This is a genomic window from Catenulispora yoronensis, assembly GCF_039531695.1.
Classification (GTDB): domain Bacteria; phylum Actinomycetota; class Actinomycetes; order Streptomycetales; family Catenulisporaceae; genus Catenulispora; species Catenulispora yoronensis.
On record NZ_BAAAQN010000076.1, the window covers coordinates 1 to 24,863 of the forward strand.

Here is a 24,863-nt window from a genome sequence, read left to right on the forward strand (position 1 = left end):
GTCGAACTGCCCGCCCCCGCCGGTGACGTCCCCGCCGGTGACGCCGCCGCCGGTGATGCCTCCGCCGCCGACCCAGCCGCCGCCTCCGCCGGTGCTGCCTCCGCCGCCCCCGCCGAACCAGCCGCCGCCTCCGGTGCTGCCGCCCCCGCCGCCGCCGACCCAGCCTCCGCCGCCGGTGACGCCGCCGCCCACCCAGCCGCCGCCGCCCCCGGTGCTGCCGCCGCCTCCGCCGCCGACCCAGCCGCCGCCCCCGGTGGTGCCTCCGCCCCCGAACCTGCCGCCGCCGGTGATGCCGCCTCCGCCGCCGCCGAACCTGCCGCCGCCGGTCATGCCCCCGCCCCCGCCGCCGAACCTGCCTCCGCCGGTGATGCCGCCTCCCCCGCCCCCGAACCTGCCCCCTCCGGTGATGCCGCCCCCGCCGCCACCGAACAGCCCGCCCCCGCCGAACAGCCCGCCGCCTCCGCCCACCAGCCCGCCTCCGCCGAGCACACCGCCGCACACCCCGCCGCCGGTGATGCCTCCGCCGCCGACCCACGTCACGCCGCCGACGCTGCCGCACACCGGCGCCGACGTGCTCGGCCTGGCCGGTATCGGCGCGGGCGCGCTGCTGGTCGGCGCGGGCGCCGTGGTGGCGGCCCGCCGCAAGTCGGGTTCGCAGAACTAGCGGATCCGCCACGCACGAGCGGGGCCCCTGGAATCACTTCCAGGGGCCCCGCCTCGCGTTTCCGTCCACATTTCGCCGGGCCGCACCACCGGCCTTCACCGCCGACCCGCACCGCCGGCCCATACCACCGGCCCGCACCACCGCCGGACAGCCGTCTCAATACCCTGCGGAGTCACGCACCCGCGGCGGTACGGAGCCTCCGGCGGGTCACCCCATCAGGGCTTCGACAAGCCACTCCACCAGCGCGCCGAGCCAGTGGTACATGACGACTATCTCGTACCGCTCGTCATCCGGCCGGATCCGCTCGAACGGATTGTCGTCGTCGTCCTCGATCTCCAGCCAGACCGCGAGCACCAGCCGGATGTCGTTCACCGCGCCGAGCCACTCCCGGGCCTGCTCCGGCTCCAGCCACAGCTGCTCGCCGGGCTCGTAGTCGGCCAGCGACCCGAGCACCTGCCGGGCCGCGGCCCGCTTGCCCTCGCGCAGGTCGGACTCGGTGAGCCGGCGGAACTCGCTGGCGTCGTCGGCGTCCTCGTAGGCGTTCGGGAACAGCCGGGCCAGCGCCGGGTTGTCCGGTTTCTTCACCGGGCCGTCGGCGATGCCGAGCGCGGCGGCCAGCGGGTCCTGGTTCGGGTCCGCGCCGAGCGGGTCCTCCTCGTCGAGCAGCGCCAGCTGGCCGTTGAGCAGGAAGCGGAGCACCCCGGCCTGGCCGTCGGTGAACGCGCCGACGATCCGCCCGGAGCGGTGGGCCTCGAAGGGCTGGAGCACAGGTTCCCCGATCTTCTTCTCAGCCGTCCTGGCGCTGGAGGGTCGCCCACAAGCCGTAGCCGTGCATGCCGGCCACGTCCTTCTCCATCTGCTCGCGGCCCCCGCTGGACACTATCGCCTTGCCGAGGTTGTGCACCTCGTGCATCAGACGCTCGGACTTGCCCTTGGAGTAGCCGAAGTACGTCATGAACACGTAGGTCACGTAGCTCATCAGGTTCACCGGGTCGTTCCACACCACGGTGACCCACACAGGATCCTCCATGGGAACAGACCGGGTTTCCTCCACAGCCTCCGGATCGACTTCCACCGGCGCGACACTCATTCCACCAGGCTACTCTGATAGATCGTGAACAGCACCGCGCTCCTCACCGACCACTACGAGCTCACCATGCTGCAGGGCGCCCTGGCCAGCGGGGCCGCCCACCGCCGCTCGGTGTTCGAGGTCTTCGCCCGGCGGCTGCCCGACGGCCGCCGCTACGGCGTCGCCGCCGGCGTCGGCCGGCTGCTGGACGCGTTGGAGGAATTCCGCTTCGACGCCGCCGTCTGCGACTTCCTGCACGAGTCGGGCGTCGTCGACGCCCCGACCCGGGACTGGCTGGCCGGCTACCGGTTCAGCGGCGACGTCCACGGCTACGCCGAGGGCGAGTGCTACTTCCCCGGCTCGCCGCTGCTGATCGTGGAGTCCACCTTCGCCGAGGCCGTGCTGCTGGAGACCCTGGTCCTGTCGGTCCTGAACCACGACAGCGCCATCGCCTCGGCGGCCTCCCGCATGACCTCCGCCGCGACCGGCCGTCCCTGCCTGGAGATGGGCTCGCGCCGCACCCACGAGGAGGCCGCCGTCGCCGCCGCCCGCGCCGCCTACCTGTGCGGGTTCGCCGCGTCCTCCAACCTGGAGGCCCGGCGGCGCTTCGGCGTGCCGACGACCGGCACCTCGGCGCACGCCTTCGTCCTGCTGCACGACAGCGAGCGCCAGGCGTTCAGCGTGCAGGTCGACAGCCTGGGCAAGGGCACCACGCTGCTGGTCGACACCTACGACGTGGCCGAGGCCGTCAAGGTCGCGGTCGAGGTCGCCGGCCCCGGCCTGGGCGCGGTCCGCCTGGACTCCGGCGACCTGCTCTGGATGGCGCACCGCGTCCGCAAGCAGCTCGACGAGCTGGGCGCCGAGCAGACCAAGATCGTCGTCACCTCCGATCTGGACGAGTACCAGATCGCCGCGCTGGCCGCGGCCCCGGTGGACGCCTACGGCGTCGGCACGTCCCTGGTCACCGGCAGCGGGGCCCCCACCGCCGGGCTGGTCTACAAGCTGGTGGCCCGCGGCGCCACCACGGACGCCGACGCGCCGATGGTGCCGGTGGCGAAGAAGTCCTCTGAGAAGGCCACTCGCGGCGGCCGCAAGTACGCCTTCCGGCGGATCGGCTCCGACGGCGTGGCGCAGGAGGAGCTGATCGGCACCGGCGCCGCCCCCGAAGCGGTCCGCGCCGACGGCCGCGACCTGCTGATGCAGTACGTCGACCAGGGCCAGGTCATCGCCCGCCCGACGCTGGCGGAGATCCGCGAGCGCCACGAGGCCTCCCGCGCCGAGCTGCCCCCGTGGTCGACGCAGCTGTCGCGCGGCGAGCCGGCTATCCCTACCGTGTATCAGAGCTAGTGGCGTATCGGAGCCGGTGACGGACCAAAGCCGGTGACGCTTCAGAGCCGGTGACGCATCGGACCCGGCGACGGCCCAAGGAGGACGCATGACCCGCGCGCTGATCGTGGTCGACATACAGAACGACTTCTGCGAGGGCGGCTCGCTGCCGGTCTCCGGCGGCGCCGCCGTGGCCGCGGGCGTGACGCGCCTGCTGTCCCGCCCCGACCGCGGCGGCTTCGACCAGGTGGTGGCCACCCGCGACTGGCACACCGACCCGGGCCCGCCGCACTTCGCCGCCGACCCGGACTACGTCACCAGCTGGCCGGTCCACTGCGTGGCCGGCACGCAGGGCGCGGAGTTCCACCCGGACTTCGACCGCGCCCGCGTCGACGAGGTGTTCTCCAAGGGCGCGTTCGCGGCCGCGTACAGCGGGTTCGAAGGCGTCGACGGCGCGGACACGCCGCTGGGCGACTGGCTGCGCGAGCGGGGCGTGGACGAGGTGGACGTGGTCGGCATCGCCACCGACCACTGCGTGCGCGCGACGGCGCTGGACGCGGTCAAGCAGGGCTTCCGCGCGCGCCTGCTGACCGATCTGGCCGCGGGCGTGGCCGAGGAGACGACCGCCGCCGCGATCGCCGAGATGCGGGAGGCCGGGGTGGAAGTGGGGTCGGCGGCCGGGGAGTGAGGCGGAAGGCCGCGCCCCGCCCCGGAAACGGTTGGCTCCCGGACCCCATCACGGGGCACCATAAAGACCATGTCGGAGAAGCCGGGGATCCTGGAACTCAGGACCCGGATCAGCCGGGTCAACGCCGAAGGCCGGGAGTACCGGGTGGTCCGTCCCGATCGTCCGGCGCCGCGGCTGGTCCTGATCGAGCACGACCGGTGGCTCGACGGGTTCGCCGACCAGGCCGCGATCAAGCAGCTGGCGACGCTCTGGGCCCTGGCCTCCGGTTCGCCGCGATCCCTGATCTACCTCCCTATGCGGCAGAACAAATCGCCCTACGAAGACGGTAGACGCCTCGACCTGGTCCTGGCACACCACTCGCTCCAGTTCCGTCCCTCGCGCTGGACCGCGGTCCGCGCCAAGCTCGGCACGGGCGATCCGCACACGGTCCGGATCCCGGATCCCGGCACTCCGGAGCTCGACTACTCCAGGCACTGGCACGCCGAGAACCGCGACGTCCTGTTCTTCGACAACGCCGCCGACACGTTGTTCGTCTCAGGCAGTCGCGAGTCGTTCCACCGCGCCGCCGTCGCTTTCCGGAAGCTGCTGCTGGACACCGCCACCGACCACAGACCGCCGCAGCACGCCTGCGCCGAGATCGATTCAGGCCGCTGGCCGACGCACGCTCTCAACCGCACGCGCCACGGCACTCCGGCCAGGCTGCACGTCCAGTACCAGGCCGCCGACTGGTGAGTGTGCGGCGCGCCTTGGCCCTCTAGCGAGTCCGCCGACGCTTGAGCCTTGTCCAATAGACCAGTCCCACCACCGCCAACACCACGGCCATCGCGGCCAGGTAGGCGTCGGACGTGCCGTCGAGCACGTTCATCTTCGTCGGCGCGGTGATCTTCGCGGCCAGCTTGTCCTCGCGGTCGTGCACCGACTGCAGCAGGAGGTAGGCCAGGGGCACGATCCCCAATGCGGATATGGCCAATACCGCCAGCGTGTGTCCCAGCCGCTCCGCCGGCCCGGTCTTCACGACGACCTTCGGGGCCTGCTTCTTCGGCCCGCGCTGGGCGGCGTCGAACGCGTTGCGCGCCGGGGAGTTCGCCGGATCGGCGTCCTTCGGGCCGGTGGTGATCTCCGGGCCGTCGAACGGCTTGCCGTCCGGCCGCAGCAGCCGGATCCGCAGCGACTGGCTCGTCGCCGCGACCTGCGCCGGGGTGGGCGGCGCGCTCTCCCCGGCGGGGCCGCCGGGGAGGAAGCTTCCCATCCCGGAGTCCGAGGCGACCTGCGGAGCCGGGAAACGCGGAGCCGGGCTCGGAGCGGGCTGGTGTGCCGGAGCGGGGGCGGGAGGCGGGACGGGCGAGGGCTTGTCGAAGTTCACGTCCGCCATCGACGGCGGTACGGGGAAAGCAGGCGCCTGACGTTCCGGCGCCTCCGGTATCGAGGGCCGCGGGGAGAACGACGGCTCGGGCTCCAGCTCCGGCAGCAGATCGTCGAAGTTCACCTCCGCCAACGACGACGGCGCCTTGGCCTCCGCCTCGCTCCCGGCCGCACCGACGCCTTCCGGCATCGGCTTGCTCGTCCCCGGCACCCACCGCGAGCCGTCCCAGTACCGGATGTATCCGGGGACCGAGGGATCTGGGTAGTAGCCGGGACGGGGTGAACTCTCCACGATCACCGAGCCTAGAACAACGGCACCGAAAGCTACACCGGCGCCGGGGTTCGTTACGCAACCTTGGGGAACCCCGGCACCGGCACTATGACCAACCTGTACTACCCGCGCCTACGCCAACTGCTGGACGCACCGCGTCAACAACTGGACCAGCCGTTGCCCTGCCGAACCAGGCGCCGCAGCGCGCCTGGTGGTCGGGCAGCGACGGCATCCGCTGGAGGAAGCAGCGCTCCGCCGGCGGCCGCCGCCGTCAAGCCGCCGCACCCAGGCCGCCGCACCCAAGCAGCCGCACTCAGCCGGCCGCACTCAACCAGCCGCACCCCAGCAGCGGCCCTGAGGCAGCAGCCCGTCGGCTACAGGTTCCCCCGCCGGTCCTGCTCCCGCTCGATGGCCTCGAACAGCGCCTTGAAGTTGCCCTTCCCAAAGCCCTGACTCCCGTGGCGCTCGATGATCTCGAAGAACACCGTCGGCCGGTCCTGCACAGGCTTCGTGAAGATCTGGAGCAGGTACCCCTCCTCGTCCCGGTCCACCAGGATCTTCCGCTTCTGCAACTCCTCCACCGGCACCCGCACCGTGCCGATCCGCGCCCGCAGCTCCGCGTCCTCGTAGTACGAGTCCGGCGTGTCCAGGAACTCCACTCCGGCGGCGCGCATGGCGTCCACCGTCGCGAGGATGTCGCCGGTGTTCAGCGCGATGTGCTGCACGCCCGGGCCGCCGTAGAACTCCAGGTACTCGTCGATCTGCGACTTCTTCTTCGCGATCGCCGGCTCGTTCAGCGGGAACTTCACCTTCCGCGTGCCGTCGGCGACCACCTTCGACATCAGCGCCGAGTAGTCCGTCGCGATGTCGTCGCCGACGAACTCGGCCATGTTCGTGAAGCCCATGACCCGGTGGTAGAACTCCACCCACTGGTCCATCCGGCCCAGCTCGACGTTGCCGACGCAGTGGTCGATGGCCTGGAAGATCCGGGCGTTCGGCTCGACCATCGGCGCGCGCTCGACGTACCCGGGCGCGTAGACGCCCGTGTACCGCGACCGGTCGACCAGCGTGTGGCGGGTCTCGCCGTAGGTCGCGATGGCGGCGCGGACCAGCACGCCGTGCTCGTCCTCGACCTCGTGCGGCTTCTCCAGGCCGGTGGCGCCGTGCGCGACGGCGTACTCGTAGGCGGCGTACACGTCCGGCACCGCGATCGCCAGGTCGATCACGCCGTCGCCGTGCTCGGCGACGTGCCGGGCGATGTCCGTTCCCGGGCGGACCGAGCCCTGGAGCACGAACCGGGCGCTGCCGGACTCCAGGACGTACGACACCCGGTCCGCACGGCCGGTCTCGGGCCCGGAGTAGGCGACCACCTTCATGCCGAAAGCGGTCGAATAGTAGTGGGCGGCCTGCTTGGCGTTCCCCACGGCGAAGACGACGGCGTCCATCCCCTTGACCGGGAACGGGTCCTTCGTGGTCACGGCGGAGCTGGCGGGAGCTGCGGTTTCGGTCATGGGCCCAGCTTCAGACCGTAGATCAAAATGCGCAATGGCACCGCTGAGGCCTATACAATCTGCCCAATCCGAGTTGCCGAACCCTGGCGTCTCTGTACAGTGTGACCACCGACACACTCCCGCAAAGCCGACATAGAACGGAATGCACCTGTATGACCGCCGCCGAAACCTCCATCGACAAACTCGACGCGCGCCTGCTGTCCCTGCTGACCGCCGAGCCGCGCATCGGCATCCTGGAAGCCTCGCGCCGCCTCGGCGTGGCGCGCGGGACGGTGCAGGCCCGGCTGGACCGGATGCAGGCGCGCGGGGTGGTGCGCGGCTTCGGCCCCGAGATCGACCCGGCGGCGCTGGGCTACGCGGTGACGGCGTTCGCCACCCTGGAGATCGCCCAGGGCAAGGGCCCGGAGGTCCGCGAGCATCTGGCGGCCATCCCGGAGCTGTTGGAGATGCACACCATCACCGGCATGGGCGACATGCTGTGCCGGATCGTCGCCCGGTCGAACGCGGACCTCCAGCGGGTGATCGACGCCCTGGTGGCCACCGACGGCATCACCCGGACCTCCACGGTGGTGGCGATGGCGAACCCGGTCCCCTACCGCGTCCTCCCCCTGACGGCGGCTTGCGCGGCCGAGCAATGAGCGGTAAAGGGGCTTTCTCAGCAGTCTCATGAGGTCACGGACGTCACGACTTGCCAAAACGGGTGTACCAGGGGATCGGGCGATCCGCTACGTTTGCTGCGTGTCCGAGCCGATCGAGGAATCCGCCCCGCCTCCGACCCCGGCGCCGACCGCCGGACCGCCGCTCGGGACGCACCCCCGCCCCTGGTGGTCCCGCCTGGTCCTGGCGGTGTCGGTGCTCGCCATCGCCGGAACCGCGCTGTACCACCTGGGCATCACGTTCCTGACCAATTCGCCGGAGAACACCGTCAGCACCCGGTTCGCCGAGCCCATCAGCAAATGGGTCTATCCGTGGTTCGAGCAGAACTGGCGGCTGTTCGCCCCGAATCCGATGTCGCAGAACTTCACCATCGAGACGCGGGTCGCGACCGACTGCTATCAGCAGGTCACCCCCTGGTACAACCTGTCGCAGATGGACTACGACACCATCCTGCACAACCCGTTCCCGGGCCACACCGAGCAGAACGAGCTGCGCCGGGCCTGGACCGACGGCTACTCCACCACCCACGACCAGTCCGACGTCGGCACCACCGGCCGGGCCGAGATGATGCGCCAGTACCTGGTGAACATCGCGCTGGAGCGGGTGCGTCCGCTGTCCGGCAAGGACGGCGTCGCGGCCGCGGGCATAACGAACATCGAGTTCCGGGTGACCACCACCGACATCCCGCCCGCCGACGCCCCGCACCAGGTGCAGCAGCCCTCGGTGCACATCATCCCGTGGCGGCAGATCTCGCCGGACGCGGTCTCCTACGGCTGCCCGAACGGGAGCGTCGCTCCGTGACCTCTGAGCCCGACGGCACCGCGGCCGCCGATCGCCCGAAGTTCCTCCACAACCCGCTGACCTGGATCGCCGCCAAGGCGCAGCAGTCCTTCGTCCATCTGACGACGCACGCCGTGGCCCTGCACGGCATCGCCATCCTGCGCATCGGCTACGGCTCGCTCTACCTGATCTTCCTGCTGCACGAGTACCCGAAGCACGACGCGCTCTGGGGCCCGGAGGCGCCGTGGACACCCGCGCTGAACCAGCAGTTCGCGAACGACCCCGGACTGGACTGGTTCGCCGTCGACCGCTGGTGGTACACGTTCCTCGGCCACGGCGGCAGCACCTGGTTCGAGCTCTGGTACGCCGTGGCCGTCGTGGTCTGCCTGCTGACCGCGCTGGGCTGGCGCACCCGCTTCACCTCGGTCTGCTTCGCACTCACCATCATGGCGTTCACCGGCCGCAACGTGTTCCTGACCGACGGCGGCGACAACGTCATGGGCCTGATGGCCATCTACCTGGCCTTCACCCGCTGCGGCACGCACTGGTCCCTGGACGCGCGCCGCAAGCGCCGCCAGGCCGAGGCCCGGGCCCGGGACGGCATCGCGGAGTTCGTGTGGGCCGACACCCCGGGCGGCCGGTTCTGGGCCGAGGTCGACCGCACCCGCGAGGAGATCGTCACCTTCCTCCACAACACCGCGACCCTGGTGATCGCCGCCCAGATCTGCGTCGTCTACGCCGCCGCCGGGCTGTACAAGTCCCAGGGCTCGTACTGGCAGAACGGCACGGCCCTCTACTACACGCTGCACCTGGACTGGTTCCGCCCGTGGCCCGGCCTGTCGAACTTCGTGGCCGGCCAGAGCGTGATGATCGCGATCGTCGCCTATCTGACGGTCTTCGTGCAGATCGCCTTCCCCTTCGCGGTGTTCAGCCGCTGGCTGAAATACCCGTGCCTGGTGGCGCTGCTGGGCATGCACTTCTCCATCGCGGTCGTGATGGGCCTGCCGCTGTTCTCGGCCGCGATGATGATCGGCGACGCGGTGTTCCTGCCGGAGTCGGTGTGGCTGTGGGTCGGCCGCCGTGTGCGCCGCGAACTGGGACGGCTGCCGCGCCTGCCGCGGCTCCCGCGCCTCCCCCGCCTCACGAGGCCGACGCCGCGTCCCGCTCCAGCCACTCCGCAAAATCCGGAAGAGTCCGCACTCCCCCATCAAGGACAGCCTCATAGATCACCGTCCCATTGACGGATCGGCCGTACTCCGGCCGCGGGGTCCACTCCTCCTTGATCCGCAGGATCGCGGCCCGCGTCTCGTCGGTGAGGCGCGGGAGCAGGGTACGCAGGTGCGCCAGGTCCGGCTGGCGCTCCGGCTGGTCGACGAACCACAGGTCCAGGCTCCACTCCCGGGGCCGCGCCGACCGGTAGCGGATCTGGAGGAACAGGCCGTCCGGATACTTGTCGGGCTCGCTGTTCCAGCGGCCGCTGTCGTCCCGGAACGTCACCTGCCACACCCGCTCGTGGCGCACCAGCTTCGTGGCCAGCTGGGTCACGGCGTCGAAGGTCGACAGATCCAGCGCGGAGCAGGCGGTGGTGACGTCGATGTCCGGCTTCACCATCAGTCCGAGGGCCGAGCTCCCGGTCCGGATCGGATCGCCCACGGCTTCCAGCGCGGCGACCAGCCCCAGGTCCTCGACCACCGCCTCGGCCTCGCCCTGAAGCATCCGTTCCCGACGAAAAAGATCAGCGTCCACGGTCCGAGTATGACGGGGGCACCGGCTCCCGCACCGCAGAAACACCCCGCCCCGCCCCTTAAGCTGCGGCTATGACCCGTACCGATCCGCCTTCGGAACCGGAGACCTCGCAAACCCTGGACCGCGGTATCCGGGTCCTCACAGCGCTCGCCGACGCCCCGTCCGGGCTCACCATCGCCCAGCTGGCCCAGCGCGTGGGCGCGCCGCGCACCGCCGGCTACCGCCTCGTGGCCACCCTCGAAGCGCACGGGCTGGCGCGCCGCGACAGCGACGGCCGGGTCCATCTCGGCGTCGGCGTTCTGCGCCTGGCGCAGCGCGTGCACCCGCTGCTCCGCCAGGCGGCGGCCCCGGCACTGCGCCGCCTGGCCGAGACCGTGGGCGCGACGGCGCACCTGACGGTGGCGGAGGGCCCGGACGCCCTGGCGATCGCGGTGGTGGAGCCGACGTGGACGGACTACCACATGGCCTACCGCGTCGGGTCGCGGCACCACCTGAACCAGGGCGCGGCGGGCAAGGCGATCCTGCTGGCGCGGTCCGCGGCCCGGACACCGGACCAGGAACCGGCGGTGCTCTACACGGTCAGCGAAGGCGAATTGCAGCCGGGAGCACACGGGCTCGCGGCCCCGATCCGCGAGGTGCCGGGGCTGGAGGCGAGCGTCGGGGTGGTGTCCTTCGGGCCGCTGGACGCGGCGAAGGTGGCGCCGCGGGTGATACAGGCCGCGGCCGAGGTTTCGGCGGCTCTGCGCTAGGACCGGGAACCCGCTGCCCGGCACAAGATGGCGCACGCGACGGCGCCTTCGCGACAGCGCCTTGGCGACAGCACCTTGGCGACATTGCTCAGCCCTGCTTCAACGCCGCCGCGTTGCCTGCCGCACCGACCCGTCAGCGCCGCGTCAGCTCGAAGACCCGCAGCTCCCTGCCGCTCCGCTCGGTGTAGATGTCGTAGGCGGGCCAGGTGGTCGTCAGCACCGGCCAGATCGCCTCCCGGTCCTCCCCCTCCAGCAGCCGCGCCGTCACCGGGATCCGCTTGCCCTTGACCGTCAGCGTCGCCTCGGGGTTCGCCATCAGGTTCACGGTCCATGCCGGGTGGTGCTGCTGTCCCCAGTTGGAGCCGGTCAGGTAGAACTTGCCCTCGTGCCCGACGTAGAGCAGCGGCACCGAGCGCTCCTTGCCAGTCTTGCGGCCGACCGTGGTGAGGAGCAGGCCGGTGAAGCCGGAGGCGCTCATGCTGCCGACGCGGCCGCGGGTCGCCTTGTAGAGGACCCTGTCGATGTGCGGAATGGTCCGCCTGCCGATCGCCGGGAACCAGCTCTGGCGCGCGACGAGCTGGACCGTCTTCTTCACCGCCTGGGGGGTCATGGCGCGGAGTATGGCATCTGACGCTCCATCAGAAAACCCCTTTCGTCCTCCTCGCTCAGCCTATGCCGACTCCGGCGACATAGCGTCCCGGCGTTGTGCCCAAGGCCTTGCGGAAGGTCTCGATGAACGCGCTGGGCGTCGGGAACCCGCAGGCCGTCGCCACTCCCGTCACCGACTCGCCGCCCGCCAGCAGGGCCAGCGCGTGTTGCAGGCGCACCTGGGCCCGCCACTGCGGGAAGGTCATCCCGGTCTCCGCCCGGAACAGCCGGCTCAGCGTCCGCTCGCCGGCGCCCGCCACCCGTCCCAGTTCCGCCAGCGTCCGCGGGTCGGCCGGGTCGTCGGCGAGGATCCGCGCGACGGTGCGCACCCGGTCGTCCGTCGGCCACGGCAGGCACAGCGGCAGCTCCCCCACCCGCCGCAGCCGGTCCAGCGCGACCCGTTCGAGGTTGCGGCGCTGCGCGGCCCCCAGGTCCTCCTTCGTCAACACCGCTATCACTTCGCGCAGCAGCGGATCCACCGCCAACACCGTCGGACGGTCCAGTTGCAGCGGGTTGATCGCCGCCGGGAAGATGAGCGTCAGCATCTCCGTCGGGCCGTGCGCCCGGTGCGCGTGCGGGACCGCCGCCGGTATCCACGCCGCCCGGTGCGGCGGCACGATCCACACGCCGAGCGGGGTGGCGACCTCAAGGATCCCGTGCAGCGGGTAGCACAGCTGGTTCACGTCGTGGTCGTGCCAGTCCACCAGCTCGCCCGGCGACAGCGGGTGCCGGGTCGGGCCGGACAGGTGCAGGCGGTTTTCCGACATGATCCGGCAGCATAACGAAAGCCCGACAGGGGCTCCGCGCGCGATCGTGACGTCATGAGCACGAACACCGGTCTGGAGCCGGCTCCGACCCGCGCCTCGAACCCCACGTCGGCACCACCCCCGAAACGGCCCCGGATGGCGCTGTGGGGCACCGCCCACGCCATCGACGACCTCTACCAAGGCCTCGTCCCGGCGGCGGTCCCCTACTTCGTCCTGGAGCGCCACTACACCTACCTCGCCGCCTCCGGCCTCACCCTCGCCGCCACCCTCGGCAGCGCCCTCCCCCAACCCCTCGTGGGCCTGGCCGTCGACCGCTGGCGGCTGCCCCGCCTCGCCGCCGTGGGGGTGGCGATCGCCGGCACCGGCCTGGGCCTGTCCGGCCTCGCCGGCCCCTACGCCCTGGTCTGGCTCTGCATCCTGGTGTCAGGACTCGGCATCGCCATGTTCCACCCCGCCGCCGGGCGCTCCGCCCGGGAAGCGGCGGGCGACAGCGCCACCGCCATGAGCATCTTCGCCGCCGGCGGCAGCGTCGGCTTCTTCCTGGCCCCGGTGCTGGCCACTCCGGCACTAAACGCCTGGGGCGTCGGGGCCACCGCCTTGTTCATCCCGCCCGCCTGGCTCATCGCCTTCGTCCTGCTCAAACGACACGCGGCCACGGTGCGGGCGGCGACCCGCGAATCCGTGGCCGAGCCTGGCGATTCCAGCGGCTCCGGCCATTCCGGCGAGTCGGAACCGGCCGCCGCCGCACCCGACCAATGGCGGCCGTTCGCCGCGCTCACCGGCGTCGAGATCGTCCGCTCGGCGGCGTTCTTCGGCATCAACACCTTCATCGAGCTGTATTGGCTCAAGCACCTGCACGCCAACCGGACGCTCGCCGGCGCGGCCCTGGCCTGCTTCCTCGTCGGCGGTGTCGCCGGAACCCTGCTCGGCGGCCGGATCGCGGACCGGATCGGCATGGTCCGCACGGTCCAGCTCGGCGGCGCCCTCACCGTGCCGATGCTCGTCGCCCTGCGCCTGTGCCCCGGCGCCATCGCGCCGTTGGCCTTCGCCGTGCTCACTGGCATGGCGCTGAACATCCCGTTCGCGGTGCTGGTCAAACTCGGTCAGGACTACCTGCCGGGACGTCCCGGGACCGCGGCCGGGGTCACGCTCGGGCTCGGTGTCAGCGCCGGCGGGCTCATGGCACCGGTCTTCGGGCTGATCGCCGAACATCAAGGCCCGCAAGGGGTTCTGACCGCGCTGTGCGTCGTCCCGGCTGCCGGATTGCTGCTCGGCGCGCTGCTCAAGGAGCCGAAGTGACCGACGCGGCGCACTGCCGTCGCCAGCGGCACTCCAGCCGACGACAGCAGTCCAGCTGCCGCGAGCACTCCCGTCGCCGGCAGCACTCCCGCCGGCGACCACCGCGACACGCTGTCAGGAACCGCCCTCGGCGGCCCACCGCCGCACCATGTCGATCCGCTTCTGCAACTGCGCCGCCGTGGCCTGCGCGACCGCCGGACCGCCGCACGTCCGCCGCAGCTCGCCGTGGATCGTGCCGTGCGGCTTGCCCGTCTTGTGGTGCCAGGCGCCGACCAGCCCCTGCAACTCCTTCCGGAGCTCCAGCAGCTGCTTGCGCGTCATCACCGGCCGCTCCTCGGCCCCGACGATCGCCTCGGCCTGCGAACGCAGCAACGTCTTCTTGCGCGCGCTGGTCAGGTGCATCTGCTGCCGCTTCGCCAGCAGCATCTTGATGTGCTCGGGCTCCAGCAGCCCCGGCAGCCCCAGATACTCGGCCTCTTCCCGCGACCCGGGATCGGCCGGCAGCCCGAACTCCGCGCCGTCGTACAGCACCCGGTCGAACTCGGCCTCGGAGTTCAGGGCCTGGAACGTGAACAGGTCCTCGTCGTACCCCTGCTCCTTCTGCGTGCGGTTCGCCTCCGCGAGCAGCGCCTCCTCCTCGCCCCAGACGTCCTCGGTCGTCGTGGCCTGAGTCGGCTTGTCGAGCGAGTGGTCCCGCTCCTTCTCCATCTCGTTCGCGAACTGGAGCAGCATCGGGATCGAGGGCAGGAACACCGACGCCGTCTCGCCGCGGCGCCGCGCGCGCACGAAACGCCCGACCGCCTGGGCGAAGAACAGCGGCGTGGAGATGCCGGTGGCGTACACGCCGACCGCCAGCCGCGGCACGTCGACGCCCTCGGACACCATCCGGACCGCGACCATCCACCGGTCGTCGTTCTCGGAGAACTCGGTGATCCGGGCCGAGGCCGAGGGATCGTCGGAGACCACGACCGAGGGCCGCTGCCCGGTGATGTCCTTGAGTATGTCCGCGTAGGCGCGCGCCGCGCCCTGGTCGGTGGCGATCACCAGCCCGCCGGCGTCCGGGATGGCGCGCCGCACCTCGCGCAGCCGCCGGTCGGCGGCGCGCAGCACCTGCGGCATCCAGTCGCCGGCCGGGTCCAGCGCGGTGCGCCAGGCCTGCTTCACGGCGTCGTTCGTCATGGGCTCGTTGAGCTGCATGGCGATCTCGTCGCCGGCCTTGGTGCGCCAGCGCATCCGGCCGGCGTAGGACATGAACACCACGGGCCGCACGACGCCGTCGGCGAGCGCCGAGCCGTAGCCGTAGATGTAGTCGGCGACGCTGCGCCGCACGCCTTCGTGGTCGGGCGCGTAGGTGACGAACGGGATCGGGTTGGTGTCGGACCGGAACGGCGTCCCGGTCAGGGCCAGCCGCCGGGCCGCCGGTTCGAAGGCCTCGTAGGCGGCCTCGCCCCAGGACTTGGAGTCGCCGGCGTGGTGGATCTCGTCCAGGATCACCAGGGTCCTGCGACCCTCGACGCGCCGCCGGTGCAGCATCGGGTGCGCGGCGACGCCGGCGTAGGTGACCGCGATCCCTTGGTAGTCCCGGGAAGTGCCGCCGCTGGCTCCGCTGTAGTTCGGGTCGATCCTTATCCCGACGCGGTGCGCCGCCTCGGCCCACTGCGTCTTGAGGTGCTCGGTCGGCGCGACGATGGTGATGGTGTTCACCACATGCCGGTCCAGCAGTTCGGTCGCGATGCGCAGCGCGAAGGTGGTCTTGCCGGCGCCGGGGGTGGCGACCGCGAGGAAGTCCCGCGGCTCGCGGCCCATGTACTCCTCCAGCGCGGCCTGCTGCCAGGCCCGCAGGCGGGAGGCGGTGCCGCGGACGGCCCGCTCCGGGTACGCCGGCGACAGATGGGAGGCCGCCGAAATGCTCACGGTTCCTCCTCCCGTTGTCCAGCCGCTGTCCACCCGCTGACTTACCGACCGGCGACTACCCCGAAGGGCCGCCGCCAATCACGGTCCCGCGTAAGGACCGACCCCCGAGGTTACCTCAAGCGAGGACCCACCATGCCCGATCGGGACGCAAGGGCAGTCGAAGCGGTGAACCGTTCCCGGGATCCCCGACGGCGTCCCGGATCGCGGCCAGGACGGCGGCCGGGGTCGCCATCACGGCGAGATCGCCGACCGGTTTCATGCCGCCGAGCGGGGGCGAGGCGACGGGCAGGCCGTCCGGGCCGATCTCGTCCTTGGCCTCGGCGGCGGTCTCCAGCAGGGCGGCGACCACCACCTCCGGGGAGTCCATCGGGGACGGTTCGCCCCAGCCGAAGGGCAGGTCCGAGCCCTCGGACAGGACCAGGCCGCTGCCGGCCACCGCGCCGGAGGCGACGCGGGACTCGGCGCGCTCACGGACCACGACGCGGCCGGCGTCCTGGGCGACGGCGAGCTGCACCACGTTGGCCAGGCCCAGCTCGGTGTCGACGTCGACCACGGCGCGGACCGCGCCGACCGCGAGGTGGGCGGCGTCGGAGGTGCCGGTCAGGGTGGGCATCGTCAGCATCCTGAACTCGCCGTCGCCGCGCACCACGCGGCCGGCCGGCAGGCACTGGCGGTAGGCCTCGGTCAACGGCAGCCGGAACACGTCGTCGTGGGAGAGCAGGTGGCCGTCGGCGACCTTCAGCAGGCCGCCGTCGACGCCGATCTGGTCGGCCAGCGGCCGGAACAGCTTGGCGCGGGCCTGTTTGGCGGCCGCCTCCACGGCGCTGCCGTGCACCCACGCCGGGTGGGTGATGGCGGCCGAGGACGGCAGCGAGCCGGGGTCCTCCGGGGCCCGCACCGCGACCCGGTCGGCCGGGATGCCCAGGGTGCGCTCGACGGTGACCCGGATCAGGTCGTGCAGTCCGCTGCCGGTCTCCACGGCCGAGCAGGCCACGGTGGCGGCCGGTCCGGCCGGGGTCTGGGACAGCAGCACCACGGCGGTGGCGTACTCGCCCTGCTGCGCCGGGTTCGACAGGTCGGCCATGCCCAGCGCCACGCCCACGCCGCGCCGGATCCGGGTCAGCTCCCCGGTCCGGCCGACGGTGCCGGGGTACTCGCGGATGTCCGGTCCGGGCGGGAAGGACGGCATCGGGGTGTCCAGCACCTCGTGCAGGCAGTCCGGGATCGGCACCGGCGCGGCGGCCGGCTTGCCGAGCGGGTCGGCGGCGTCCGGCACCAGGTCGCCGGGCCGCAGCAGGTTGCGCAGCCGGACCTCCAGGCCGCCCAGGCCCACGGCGCTGCCCGCGGCGTCCATCTGGGCTTCGTAGGCGGCGCAGGTCAGGGCGCCGCCGCCGCCGCGGACCCGGCCGGCCGGCGGGTTGTTGGTGCGGACCACGCGGCCGGTGATGTGGACGTTGGGCACCCGGTAGGGGCCGATCGCCAGGCGGCAGGCCTCTTCCAGGACGTCGACCGTGGTCGAGGCGTAGGCGCCGCTGTCGAGCAGGATGTCGGCCTGCACCGCGACCAGGCTGCCGTCGTCGGCCACCACGTGCTGGTAGCGCAGCCGCGCGGCCGGGCGGGCCGGGTGCGCCGGGACGTCGCGCGGCACCACGGCCTTCACCGGGCGGCCGGTGGCCAGCGCCAGCAGCGCCGCCTGCACCTGGAGGCCGACGTCCTCGCGGTGGGTGTCGGCGCCGCCGACCCGGGTCGGGATGACGTGCACCTTCTCCACCGGCAGGCCCAGGCACTGGGCCACCACCTCGCGGTCGCCGCGCGGGGAGACGGTGGCGACGTAGATCTCGATGCCGCGCTCGCCGTTGGGCACGGCGATCACGGCGGCCGGGGCGCCGGGGCGGGCGGCGACGGCGTCGAAGGCGTATTCGCCCTCGACCACCTTGAGCCCGGCCACCTCGGCGGTCTCCGGGTCCAGCAGCGCGCCGGGCTCGGTGCCGAAGACCAGGGTGGTGGCGTGCAGGACGTTGCCGTCGGGGTGGATCGGCGGGGCGGTGGAGGCCTGGTCCGGGTCGAGCAGCGGGCGCAGCGGGTCCCAGATCACCCGCACCGCCTCGGCGGCGGCCCGGGCCAGCGCCGGGTGCTCGGCGGCCACCACCGCGACCGGCTCGCCGATGTAGCGGGCCACGTCGGCGGCCAGCACCGGCTGGTCGATGGCGCGGGTGCCGTGGAAGTTGTAGCCGGGCAGGTCGGCGGCGGACAGCACGGCGTGCACGCCGGGGATGGCGCGCGCGGCGCGCAGGTCCAGGCCGCGGACGGCCGCGCTGGCGTGCGGGGAGCGGGTGACGCCCATCCAGAGCATGCCGTCGGCGCGCAGGTCGGTGGGGAACTTGGGCTCGGTCACGGGGCGGCGGCCTCCGGATGGCGGCGGGCCGGATGCTGCGACCGCGTCCGGACGGGAGCCAGGTCGGCGGGATCGGGCTCCTGGCCGGCGGCGTCGGCCGGGCCGCCGGAGCCGCCCTGGTCGCCGCGGTCGCCGCGATCACCACGGTCGCCGCGGTCGTCCTGGTCGCCGGAGCCGCCGCGGTCGCCGTCCTCGGCCTCCTTGGCCAGCGCGACCGCCTCGATCCAGCGTCCCGGCTCCGAGCAGCGGCACACCACGCCGGACAGCGCCTCGCGCACCGCGGCCGGGCCCGGGTCCAGGTTGCGGCGCAGCAGGCTGGTGATGGCCACCGACAGGCCCGGCGCGCAGAACCCGCAGGGGCTGGCGCCGGCCGCGACGACGGCGGCGCGCGCGGAGTTGAAGGCCGGGTCCAGCGGCGTGCGGATGTCCCGCTCCACCGCGGCCACCGCGGGCACCAGGCAGGCCGCCGCCGGGGCGCCGTCGAGGGTGATCAGGCAGGCCCCGCATTCGCCGATCTCGCAGCCGTCGCGCGGCTCGTCGAAGTCCAGGCGCTCGCGGAGCACGGCGAGCAGCGAGTCGCCGATCCACACCTGCGGCACGGGGTATTCGTGCCCGTCGACGCGCAGCGTCAGTCCCACGGTCGGCCACTCGGCCGCGGGCTCGCTCACCGGTGGCTCACTGCTTCTCGTCCCCCTTGCCCGAGGTGTCCCACGGTCTTGGTCCCAGTCCTGCCGATGGTCGGGTACTGCATTCGCGCCGTTCCTGGTTCTGCTGTTCCTGGCTCCGCGCTGTTCCTGGCTCTGCGCTATTCCTGGTACTGCGCTATTCCTGGCTCTTGGCCTGCTCGGCCCGCTCCACGCGCTGGATGGCGCGCTGGAAGTCGGCCCGGCGCTGGAGTTCGCGCACCTGGTCCAGCCAGCCCAGCGGGGGCAGGGCGCGCAGCAGCAGGCGGCGGGCGCAGATCTCGGCGGCCTTGCGGCGATAGGGATCACCGCCTCCGCCGACGGTTCCGGAGCCGTCGCCGTACACCAGCGACTCGGCGACCAGGCGGCCGAAGGTCTCGTAGACCGCCGGGTCGGCGATGGCGCCGGCGTCCCAGTCGACCTGGTCGGCCAGCCAGCGGTCGGCGTGGTCGGCGCGCAGCAGCGTCGGCAGCCCGGCGCGTCCGGCGCCCGAGGGCAGCGCGGCCTGCGCCATGGCGCCCACGACGCAGGTGGCGCTGCGGCGGGCGGGGTCCACGGCCAGCGTGGTCGACAGGATCGCGCGCGAGGTCCCGCCCCGCACACCGATCTTCATGAAGCCCTGCATCCCGCGCACCACCGGCACCCGGGCCCCGACGATCAGCTCGCCGGGGGTGAGCTGCGGCACGCCGTCGCGGTCGTAGAAGTCGAACACCGACACGGTGCGCACGCCGCCGACCGACGCCACCAGCACCTCGGCGCCGAGCGCGGCGAGCACCACCGGCAGGTCGGCCGAGGCCGGCCCGACCATCAGGTTCCCGCCGAGCGTGGCCGCGGCCCGGATGTGCGGCGAGCCGACGGTCCGCGCCGCCTGCGCCACCGCCGGCACCTGCGCCCGCAGTTCCTGGCGCTGCATCTCGGTGAGCGTGAGGCCGGCGTGCAGCAGCACCTCGCCGGGGCCCGGCGACCAGCCGCGCAGCTCGGCGCAGCGGTGCAGGGTGACGATCGCGCCGGGGTGGCGGCGGCCGCTGGTGATCTCCGGCATGGCGACGGTGCCGCCGGCGATGATCACGGCGTCCGGCCGCGCGGCCAGCACCTGCACCGCCTCGACCACGCTCAGCGGGCCGAACAGCGCCGGCGCCGGGGAGACCGCCGAACCGCCCAGGCCGGTGGCGAACGCCTCGCCGGCGGCCGGCACCGGGGCGTCCGGGGCGTGGTGCGGCAGGTCGACGTCGGCGGGCGCGAGCTGGAACTCGCCGCTCGCCGACGGGTCGAGGGTCGGATCGTCCGGCTCGGCGCGCCGCTCGCGCTCGTCGCCCAGCTCGAACGCGCCCAGCTCGAAGCCGGGCCGCGCGGCGGCCCCGCCGAAGTCGGTGCCGCCGAAGTCAGTGCCACCGAAGTCGGTGCCGCCGAACTCGGCACCGCCGGCCGCGTGGACCGGCAGCGCGTGCCCGTCCGCCTGACGCGCGGGGCGCGCCGGGCGTGCCTGATCGTCCGGCGGCGCCGCGCCGCCGATGCCGGCCTCGCCACCGTCGGCCGCGAATCCCCCGCCAGGCGGCCCGAAGGCGCCCGGCCCCATGTTCGTGATCAGTTGGTCCCGCCGTCGCCCTCGTCGCCGCCGTCGCGGTCCAGTCCCTCGAAGATCTCCTTGCACTCCGGGCACACGGGGAAGCGGCTCGGGTCGCGCGAGGGCACCCAGACCTTCCCGCACAGCGCGGTCAGGGGCGTGCCGAAGACGGACGCCTCCATGATCTTGTCCCGCTCCGCGTAGTGCGCGAAGCGCTCCTCGTCACCCGGTTCGTAGCGGTAATCGGACTCGACGCGCTCCTCGACGATCGTCGAGCCCACCGTGTCCGGTTCGAAAGTCGGCGTGCTCATGCTCTTGAGTCTATGCCGCGCCGCACCCCTCCCAGCAGGGAATGAGCGCGGCGCAGCTCACAGCCTCGTCATCAGCCGTGGGGCTACACGATTCCCAGGTCGTTCAGCCTCCAGAGGCGACGGCCGCGTCGAGCTCGGTCAGGGGTCTGCGCCTGGAACATGAGGATCTTTCAGATATTACCGACGCGTCGGTGACCGAATAAGGGCCGCAGCCGAAAAGGCTCGACCCGGAGCGGCAGGCGGGGATTTTGTCGGCAATGCGGTCACAATGGTGTGAAACGCAATGAATGGACTGATGCCGTGACCGAGAACCCGAACACCCCGCCGGAGCCGACCGGCCAGCCGGATCCGGACGCCGGATCGCCGACGGGCGCCGTGTCCGGAACGGCTGCGCCGCAGCCGCAGGCCCAGAACCAAGCCCAGGGGGAGCCGCAGAGCCCGCCACAGAGCCCGCCACAGAATCAGCCGCAGGACCCGAGTCAGTCCTCGAACCAGCCGCCGGCTCCGCAGACTCCCCAGACTCCGCAGACGCCGCCTGCGCAGCCCGCCGCGGCGGGCACGGCGGCAGCCGTCGGGGCCGCGGGCGCGGTCGGGGCTGCTGGCGCCGCGGGTGCTGCCGGCGCGGCGGGCGCCGCCGGGGCGGTCCAGCCCGACCCGAACAACCCCTGGGCCGCCGCCCCCGAGGACTACGACAACTACGGCGGCCCCCGGGACCCGAACACCCCCAGCACCGGCATCGCGGCCACGTTCCTGCCCGGCATCGAGGCCGCCTCGGTCCTGGCGCTGCTCGCGAGCCTGCTCGGGGCCGGAGCCTTCCTGCTGGTGTACCCGCTGGTGCAGGCGCGCGACGCTTCCCGCACGTGGTCGGACTACAAGAACAACGTCCCGCGGGCCAGGCAGGACCCGTTCGGCGTCCAGCGCGACTGGATCGAGTTCCAGTCGTGGACGCACATCATCCTCGGGCTGGTGGCGATCCTGCTGGCGCTGATCGTCCTCGGCCTGTGGACGGCGCAGCGGAACAAGCTCTACTCCCGGGCGTTCGCGCAGGCCGCGCTGGTGCTCGGGCTGGCCGTCGTGCTGTACGGCATCCTGCTGAAGACCGGCGTGGTCGGATCGGAGATCCCGAGCATGAAGGACATCACCCGGACGCTGAGCTCGCAGCAGCAGTAGCAACAGCACGGCTGCCGCACCGAGGGTTCGGAACGAGGAATCCGAAAAGGCCCGGAACCGCCGAAGACCGGTGGCGCCGGGCCTTTTCCGAAGCGCTGCCGGATTCTTCTGTTTCTTCCGCTTCTTCCGCTTCCGCCGATCTGCCGACTTCCGCTGCTTCTTCCACGCAAGGGCTTCGTGCCGCTTCGCGGGGTCAGTTCTGGTCGGGGTCCTCGGTCCAGTTGGCGACCATCGCGATGGTCCCGCCCTGCCGCCGCAGCACCCGCCGCCACAGCTCCTCGGGCTCGGTGGTGAAGACGTCGGCGAGCTCCGGCTCCAGCACGTACCAGGCGCGCTGCGCCAGCTCCCCGGCCAGCTGCCCGGGGCCCCAGCCGGCGTATCCGGCGAAGATCCGCAGCGCGGTCAGGTCCGGGGCCAGCACCTCCGGCGGCGCGTCCAGGTCCACCAGGCCCAGCCGCCCGGAGAACTGGCGCCAGCCCAGCGGCTCCTCCCCCGGCATCGAGGCCTCCGGGCGTACGCACGCGATCCCCAGTGCCGAGTCCAGCGCCACCGGCCCCCCGAGGAACACCGTCGGCGGCTCGGCGGCCAGCGGGGCCCAGGTCTCCAGCACGTCCCCGACGTCCAGGCTGCCGGGCCGGTTGAGGACGACGCCCAGGGTGCCGTCGTCGTCGTGGTCGACGACCAGCACCACGGTGCGGTCGAAGTTGGGGTCGACCAGGACCGTGGTGGCGACCAGCAGCTTGCCGGTCAGCCGCTCCAGCGGCGTGCGGCCGCCGTCCTGCTCCCCCGCGTCGCGCCCTGCGTCCGTCATGGCAGACATGATCCCGCACCCGGCCGTCCGCTGGCGCCTTTTGCCCGAGGACCGCGCGTCCACGACGCCGTCTTGACGTTCTGTTGACTCTCGGGCCCGGCGGGGGCGGCGCGCATCCGGGGCATCCCCCTGTCCGATCTTCGCGCGCTTCGGCCGCCGCGCCCCGGTGTTCGAGTACCCTAAATCAGCCGCCGATCCCGCCGTGCCGCCGCCCACCGGCACGGATCCGATCCGGATCCGGCGCCGGACGCTGAGCGCCGACGCCGTTCCGACGCCGATCCGACACCGTTCGGACGCAGAGAACACCCCAGGAGAGACATGGACCCGAGCACCGCCTCCGACGTCCTGACAGTGCACGGCGGCACCGCCCTGTCCGGCGAGGTCCGGGTCCGGGGCGCGAAGAACCTGGTGCCCAAGGCGATGGTCGCGGCCCTGCTCGGCCACGGCACCTCGGTGCTGCACAACGTCCCGGACATCTCCGACGTCCGCATCGTCACCGGGCTGCTGGAGGCGCACGGTGTCTCGGTCACCCGCGGTGCCGACCCCGACACCCTGGTGCTGGACCCGGCCTCGGTGGAGCGCGCCAGCGACGCCGCGGTCGAGGCGCACGCCGGCACCAGCCGGATCCCGGTGCTGTTCTGCGGGCCACTGCTGCACCGGCTGGGCCGCGCCTTCATCCCGGACCTGGGCGGCTGCAAGATCGGCGACCGGCCGATCGACTTCCACCTGGACGCGCTGCGCGCCTTCGGCGCGGTGGTCGAGAAGCGCCCCGAGGGCCTGCTGATCTCCGCCCCCGAGCGGCTGCGCGGCACCCACATCCGGCTGCCGTACCCGAGCGTCGGCGCCACCGAGCAGGTGCTGCTGACGGCGGTGCTGGCCGAGGGCGTCACCGAGCTGTCGAACGCGGCCACCGAGCCGGAGATCGTGGACCTGATCGCGGTGCTGCAGAAGATGGGCGCCATAATCTCCGTCCACAACGACCGCGTGGTCCGCATCATCGGCGTGGACCGCCTGGACGGCTTCACGCACCGCTCCCTGCCGGACCGCCTGGAGACCGCCTCGTGGGCCTGCGCGGCGCTGGCGACCGGCGGCGACATCCGCGTGGTCGGGGCACAGCAGGGCGAGATGATGACGTTCCTCAACGTGTTCCGCCGTATAGGGGGAGACTTCGAGGTCGACGACACGCCGGGCCAGGAGTCGATCCGGTTCTGGCACTCCGGCGGCCAGATGCGGGCGCTGGCGCTGGAGACCGACGTGCACCCGGGCCTGTCGACGGACTGGCAGCAGCCGCTGGTGGTGGCGCTGACCCAGGCGAACGGCCTGTCGATCGTCCACGAGACGGTCTACGAGCAGCGGCTGGGCTTCACCGAGGCGCTGAACCGGATGGGCGCGCAGATCCAGCTGTACCGGGAGTGCCTGGGCGGCAGCGCCTGCCGCTTCGGCCAGCGGAACTTCCAGCACTCGGCCGTGATCTCGGGCCCGACCAAGCTCCACGGCGCCGAGCTGACCATCCCGGACCTCCGCGCCGGCTTCAGCTACCTGATCGCGGCCCTGGCCGCGCAGGGCACCTCCACCGTCCACGGGATCAGCCTGATCCACCGCGGCTACGAGGACTTCGAGGCGAAGCTGTCCGCACTCGGTGCCGACTTCGAGATGGGCGTCGCGGGCTAGTACCGGCACGAAAACGCCGTGACGGCCCCGCCTGGGGCCACCCATACTGGGCCGACCAAAGAAGTCGACCTTGTGAGGAGGTGGCCATGAAGGTTGCCGAAGCCCTGGCACTGCGGGCCGACGCCGCGCGCCGCGTGGAGCAGCTCAAGGCGCGGATCGTCGCCAACGCGCGTTTCCAGGAGGGCGAGGAGCCGTCCGAGGACGCCTCCGCCCTGCTGGCCGAGGCCGGCACGGTGCTCGACGGATTCGAGACGCTGGTCCGACGGATCAACCGGACCAACGCCGCGGCAACGATCGGGCCGGAAGGCACCCTCACCGACGCCCTGGCCGCGCGCGACACCCTGCGACTGCGCCACTCAGTAGTGACCGCGGCCGCCGACGCGGCCGCCGGGAAGAACAGCAACTACGCGCGACAGCTGCGCTCGGAGCTCAAGATGCTGAGCGCACTGCCAGTAGCCGGACTGCGCACCGAAGCCGACGACCTGGCACGCCGGATCCGCGAACTGGACACCCGGATCCAGAAGGCGAACTGGGAGGTCGACCTGCTGGACTGAGGTCCGGCCACAATCAACCGAGCGGAGACGGTAACCGCCGCCGAAGCGTGCACGCCCGCGGACCGACGGGTCACTTCGGTCCAGCCCGGTGGCGCCGAGGGCAGTGCCGGGGGTTCAACTCCCCCAATAACACTTTCGCCCAGCATGCCTCACAGGTCATGGCGCACGGTGTACGGCTAACTACCTCGTGCAGGTCGGCGGCGGCGAGGGCGGGTTCGGGGAACTCCGCTCGGTGGGAGCCCGGCGGCAGCGG

Annotated in this window: 26 protein-coding genes; 12 read left to right on the forward strand and 14 right to left on the reverse strand. The window is 72.5% G+C overall.

The annotated features are described in order from the left end of the window. Positions 1-540 (reverse strand): hypothetical protein (locus ABD481_RS40415; protein ID WP_344671191.1); only part of this gene is annotated, 540 nt, incomplete at its 3' end. On the opposite strand from ABD481_RS40415, the gene ABD481_RS40420 reads away from it, so the two are divergent. Further along, the gene (locus ABD481_RS40420) at positions 515-664 is read left to right on the forward strand and encodes an LPXTG cell wall anchor domain-containing protein (protein WP_344671192.1); all 150 of its coding nucleotides are present in this window, start codon (positions 515-517) and stop codon (positions 662-664) included. The two genes, ABD481_RS40415 and ABD481_RS40420, sit on opposite strands and share 26 nt — an antisense overlap. 207 nt (positions 665-871) lie before the next feature. Here ABD481_RS40420 and ABD481_RS40425 read toward each other — a convergent pair whose 3' ends face one another. Both ABD481_RS40425 and clpS read right to left on the reverse strand, forming a co-directional pair. Beyond that, a complete protein-coding gene (locus ABD481_RS40425; protein ID WP_344671193.1) occupies positions 872-1,432 on the reverse strand; it encodes a DUF2017 domain-containing protein in 561 nt (186 codons plus the stop codon). Positions 1,433-1,451: 19 nt separating this feature from the next. Beyond that, a complete protein-coding gene (clpS, locus tag ABD481_RS40430) occupies positions 1,452-1,754 on the reverse strand; it encodes an ATP-dependent Clp protease adapter ClpS (protein ID WP_344671194.1) in 303 nt (100 codons plus the stop codon). A 66-nt stretch (positions 1,755-1,820) separates the two neighbouring features. Between clpS and ABD481_RS40435 the strand changes: the two genes are divergently transcribed. The 3 genes from ABD481_RS40435 (at position 1,821) to ABD481_RS40445 (ending at position 4,479) form a co-directional block, all read left to right on the forward strand. After that, a complete protein-coding gene (locus ABD481_RS40435) occupies positions 1,821-3,080 on the forward strand; it encodes a nicotinate phosphoribosyltransferase (RefSeq protein ID WP_425559397.1) in 1,260 nt (419 codons plus the stop codon). 88 nt (positions 3,081-3,168) lie between these two features. Continuing rightward, positions 3,169-3,747: an isochorismatase family protein gene (locus ABD481_RS40440; RefSeq protein ID WP_344671196.1), complete on the forward strand. Its 579-nt coding sequence runs from the start codon at positions 3,169-3,171 to the stop codon at positions 3,745-3,747. A gap of 69 nt (positions 3,748-3,816) precedes the next feature. After that, positions 3,817-4,479, forward strand: a complete 663-nt coding sequence (locus ABD481_RS40445; RefSeq protein WP_344671197.1) for a hypothetical protein — start codon at positions 3,817-3,819, stop codon at positions 4,477-4,479. 22 nt (positions 4,480-4,501) lie between these two features. On the opposite strand, the gene ABD481_RS40450 is transcribed toward ABD481_RS40445, so the two are convergent. Both ABD481_RS40450 and hppD read right to left on the reverse strand, forming a co-directional pair. Next, entirely contained in the window at positions 4,502-5,401 is a 900-nt protein-coding gene (locus ABD481_RS40450; RefSeq protein ID WP_344671198.1) for a DUF2510 domain-containing protein, read from the reverse strand. Positions 5,402-5,754: 353 nt separating this feature from the next. Further along, positions 5,755-6,891, reverse strand: a complete 1,137-nt coding sequence (hppD, locus tag ABD481_RS40455) for a 4-hydroxyphenylpyruvate dioxygenase (protein WP_344671199.1) — start codon at positions 6,889-6,891, stop codon at positions 5,755-5,757. 152 nt (positions 6,892-7,043) lie between these two features. Between hppD and ABD481_RS40460 the strand changes: the two genes are divergently transcribed. The 3 genes from ABD481_RS40460 to ABD481_RS40470 all read left to right on the forward strand — a co-directional run bounded on the left by ABD481_RS40460 (position 7,044) and on the right by ABD481_RS40470 (position 9,569). Further along, positions 7,044-7,529 (forward strand): Lrp/AsnC family transcriptional regulator, encoded by a 486-nt coding sequence (locus ABD481_RS40460; protein WP_344671200.1) that lies wholly within the window; start codon positions 7,044-7,046, stop codon positions 7,527-7,529. Positions 7,530-7,629: 100 nt separating this feature from the next. Continuing rightward, complete coding sequence (locus ABD481_RS40465; protein ID WP_344671201.1) at positions 7,630-8,349, forward strand: DUF5819 family protein; 720 nt, start codon at positions 7,630-7,632, stop codon at positions 8,347-8,349. Next, positions 8,346-9,569, forward strand: a complete 1,224-nt coding sequence (locus ABD481_RS40470) for an HTTM domain-containing protein (protein ID WP_344671202.1) — start codon at positions 8,346-8,348, stop codon at positions 9,567-9,569. The genes ABD481_RS40465 and ABD481_RS40470 overlap by 4 nt, the downstream gene beginning before the upstream one ends. On the opposite strand, the gene ABD481_RS40475 is transcribed toward ABD481_RS40470, so the two are convergent. Continuing rightward, positions 9,469-10,074 carry a hypothetical protein gene (locus ABD481_RS40475; protein ID WP_344671203.1) on the reverse strand — a complete coding sequence of 202 codons (606 nt, stop codon included), beginning with the start codon at positions 10,072-10,074 and terminating at the stop codon, positions 9,469-9,471. The two genes, ABD481_RS40470 and ABD481_RS40475, sit on opposite strands and share 101 nt — an antisense overlap. Positions 10,075-10,145: 71 nt before the next feature. Between ABD481_RS40475 and ABD481_RS40480 the strand changes: the two genes are divergently transcribed. Beyond that, complete coding sequence (locus tag ABD481_RS40480) at positions 10,146-10,823, forward strand: IclR family transcriptional regulator (protein ID WP_344671204.1); 678 nt, start codon at positions 10,146-10,148, stop codon at positions 10,821-10,823. Positions 10,824-10,956: 133 nt separating this feature from the next. Here ABD481_RS40480 and ABD481_RS40485 read toward each other — a convergent pair whose 3' ends face one another. Next, a complete protein-coding gene (locus tag ABD481_RS40485; protein ID WP_344671205.1) occupies positions 10,957-11,433 on the reverse strand; it encodes a nitroreductase family deazaflavin-dependent oxidoreductase in 477 nt (158 codons plus the stop codon). A 55-nt stretch (positions 11,434-11,488) separates the two neighbouring features. Beyond that, positions 11,489-12,238 carry an AraC family transcriptional regulator gene (locus ABD481_RS40490; RefSeq protein ID WP_344671206.1) on the reverse strand — a complete coding sequence of 250 codons (750 nt, stop codon included), beginning with the start codon at positions 12,236-12,238 and terminating at the stop codon, positions 11,489-11,491. A gap of 54 nt (positions 12,239-12,292) precedes the next feature. Here ABD481_RS40490 and ABD481_RS40495 point away from each other — a divergent pair, with 54 nt between their 5' ends. Further along, on the forward strand, positions 12,293-13,537 hold the full coding sequence (locus tag ABD481_RS40495) for an MFS transporter (RefSeq protein WP_425559395.1): 1,245 nt from the start codon (positions 12,293-12,295) through the stop codon (positions 13,535-13,537). 114 nt (positions 13,538-13,651) lie between these two features. On the opposite strand, the gene ABD481_RS40500 is transcribed toward ABD481_RS40495, so the two are convergent. The 5 genes from ABD481_RS40500 to ABD481_RS40520 all read right to left on the reverse strand — a co-directional run bounded on the left by ABD481_RS40500 (position 13,652) and on the right by ABD481_RS40520 (position 20,404). Next, positions 13,652-15,451 carry a DEAD/DEAH box helicase gene (locus ABD481_RS40500; protein ID WP_344671207.1) on the reverse strand — a complete coding sequence of 600 codons (1,800 nt, stop codon included), beginning with the start codon at positions 15,449-15,451 and terminating at the stop codon, positions 13,652-13,654. A gap of 115 nt (positions 15,452-15,566) precedes the next feature. Further along, positions 15,567-17,846 carry a xanthine dehydrogenase family protein molybdopterin-binding subunit gene (locus ABD481_RS40505; protein ID WP_344671208.1) on the reverse strand — a complete coding sequence of 760 codons (2,280 nt, stop codon included), beginning with the start codon at positions 17,844-17,846 and terminating at the stop codon, positions 15,567-15,569. Beyond that, positions 17,843-18,514, reverse strand: coding sequence for a (2Fe-2S)-binding protein (locus ABD481_RS40510; protein ID WP_344671209.1), 672 nt, complete (start codon positions 18,512-18,514; stop codon positions 17,843-17,845). Before ABD481_RS40510 ends, ABD481_RS40505 begins: the two co-directional genes overlap by 4 nt. Positions 18,515-18,668: 154 nt before the next feature. Then, a complete protein-coding gene (locus tag ABD481_RS40515) occupies positions 18,669-20,105 on the reverse strand; it encodes an FAD binding domain-containing protein (RefSeq protein ID WP_344671210.1) in 1,437 nt (478 codons plus the stop codon). Positions 20,106-20,113: 8 nt separating this feature from the next. Continuing rightward, on the reverse strand, positions 20,114-20,404 hold the full coding sequence (locus ABD481_RS40520) for a DUF3039 domain-containing protein (RefSeq protein WP_344671211.1): 291 nt from the start codon (positions 20,402-20,404) through the stop codon (positions 20,114-20,116). A 300-nt stretch (positions 20,405-20,704) separates the two neighbouring features. On the opposite strand from ABD481_RS40520, the gene ABD481_RS40525 reads away from it, so the two are divergent. Next, a complete protein-coding gene (locus ABD481_RS40525; RefSeq protein ID WP_344671212.1) occupies positions 20,705-21,574 on the forward strand; it encodes a hypothetical protein in 870 nt (289 codons plus the stop codon). A gap of 193 nt (positions 21,575-21,767) precedes the next feature. Here the strand turns inward: ABD481_RS40525 and ABD481_RS40530 are convergent, their stop codons facing one another. Next, a complete protein-coding gene (locus ABD481_RS40530; RefSeq protein WP_344671213.1) occupies positions 21,768-22,385 on the reverse strand; it encodes a YqgE/AlgH family protein in 618 nt (205 codons plus the stop codon). 318 nt (positions 22,386-22,703) lie between these two features. Between ABD481_RS40530 and murA the strand changes: the two genes are divergently transcribed. Next, positions 22,704-24,056, forward strand: a complete 1,353-nt coding sequence (murA, locus tag ABD481_RS40535) for a UDP-N-acetylglucosamine 1-carboxyvinyltransferase (protein WP_344671214.1) — start codon at positions 22,704-22,706, stop codon at positions 24,054-24,056. 86 nt (positions 24,057-24,142) lie between these two features. Then, a complete protein-coding gene (locus tag ABD481_RS40540; protein ID WP_344671215.1) occupies positions 24,143-24,610 on the forward strand; it encodes a DIP1984 family protein in 468 nt (155 codons plus the stop codon). Positions 24,611-24,863: the final 253 nt, after the last annotated feature.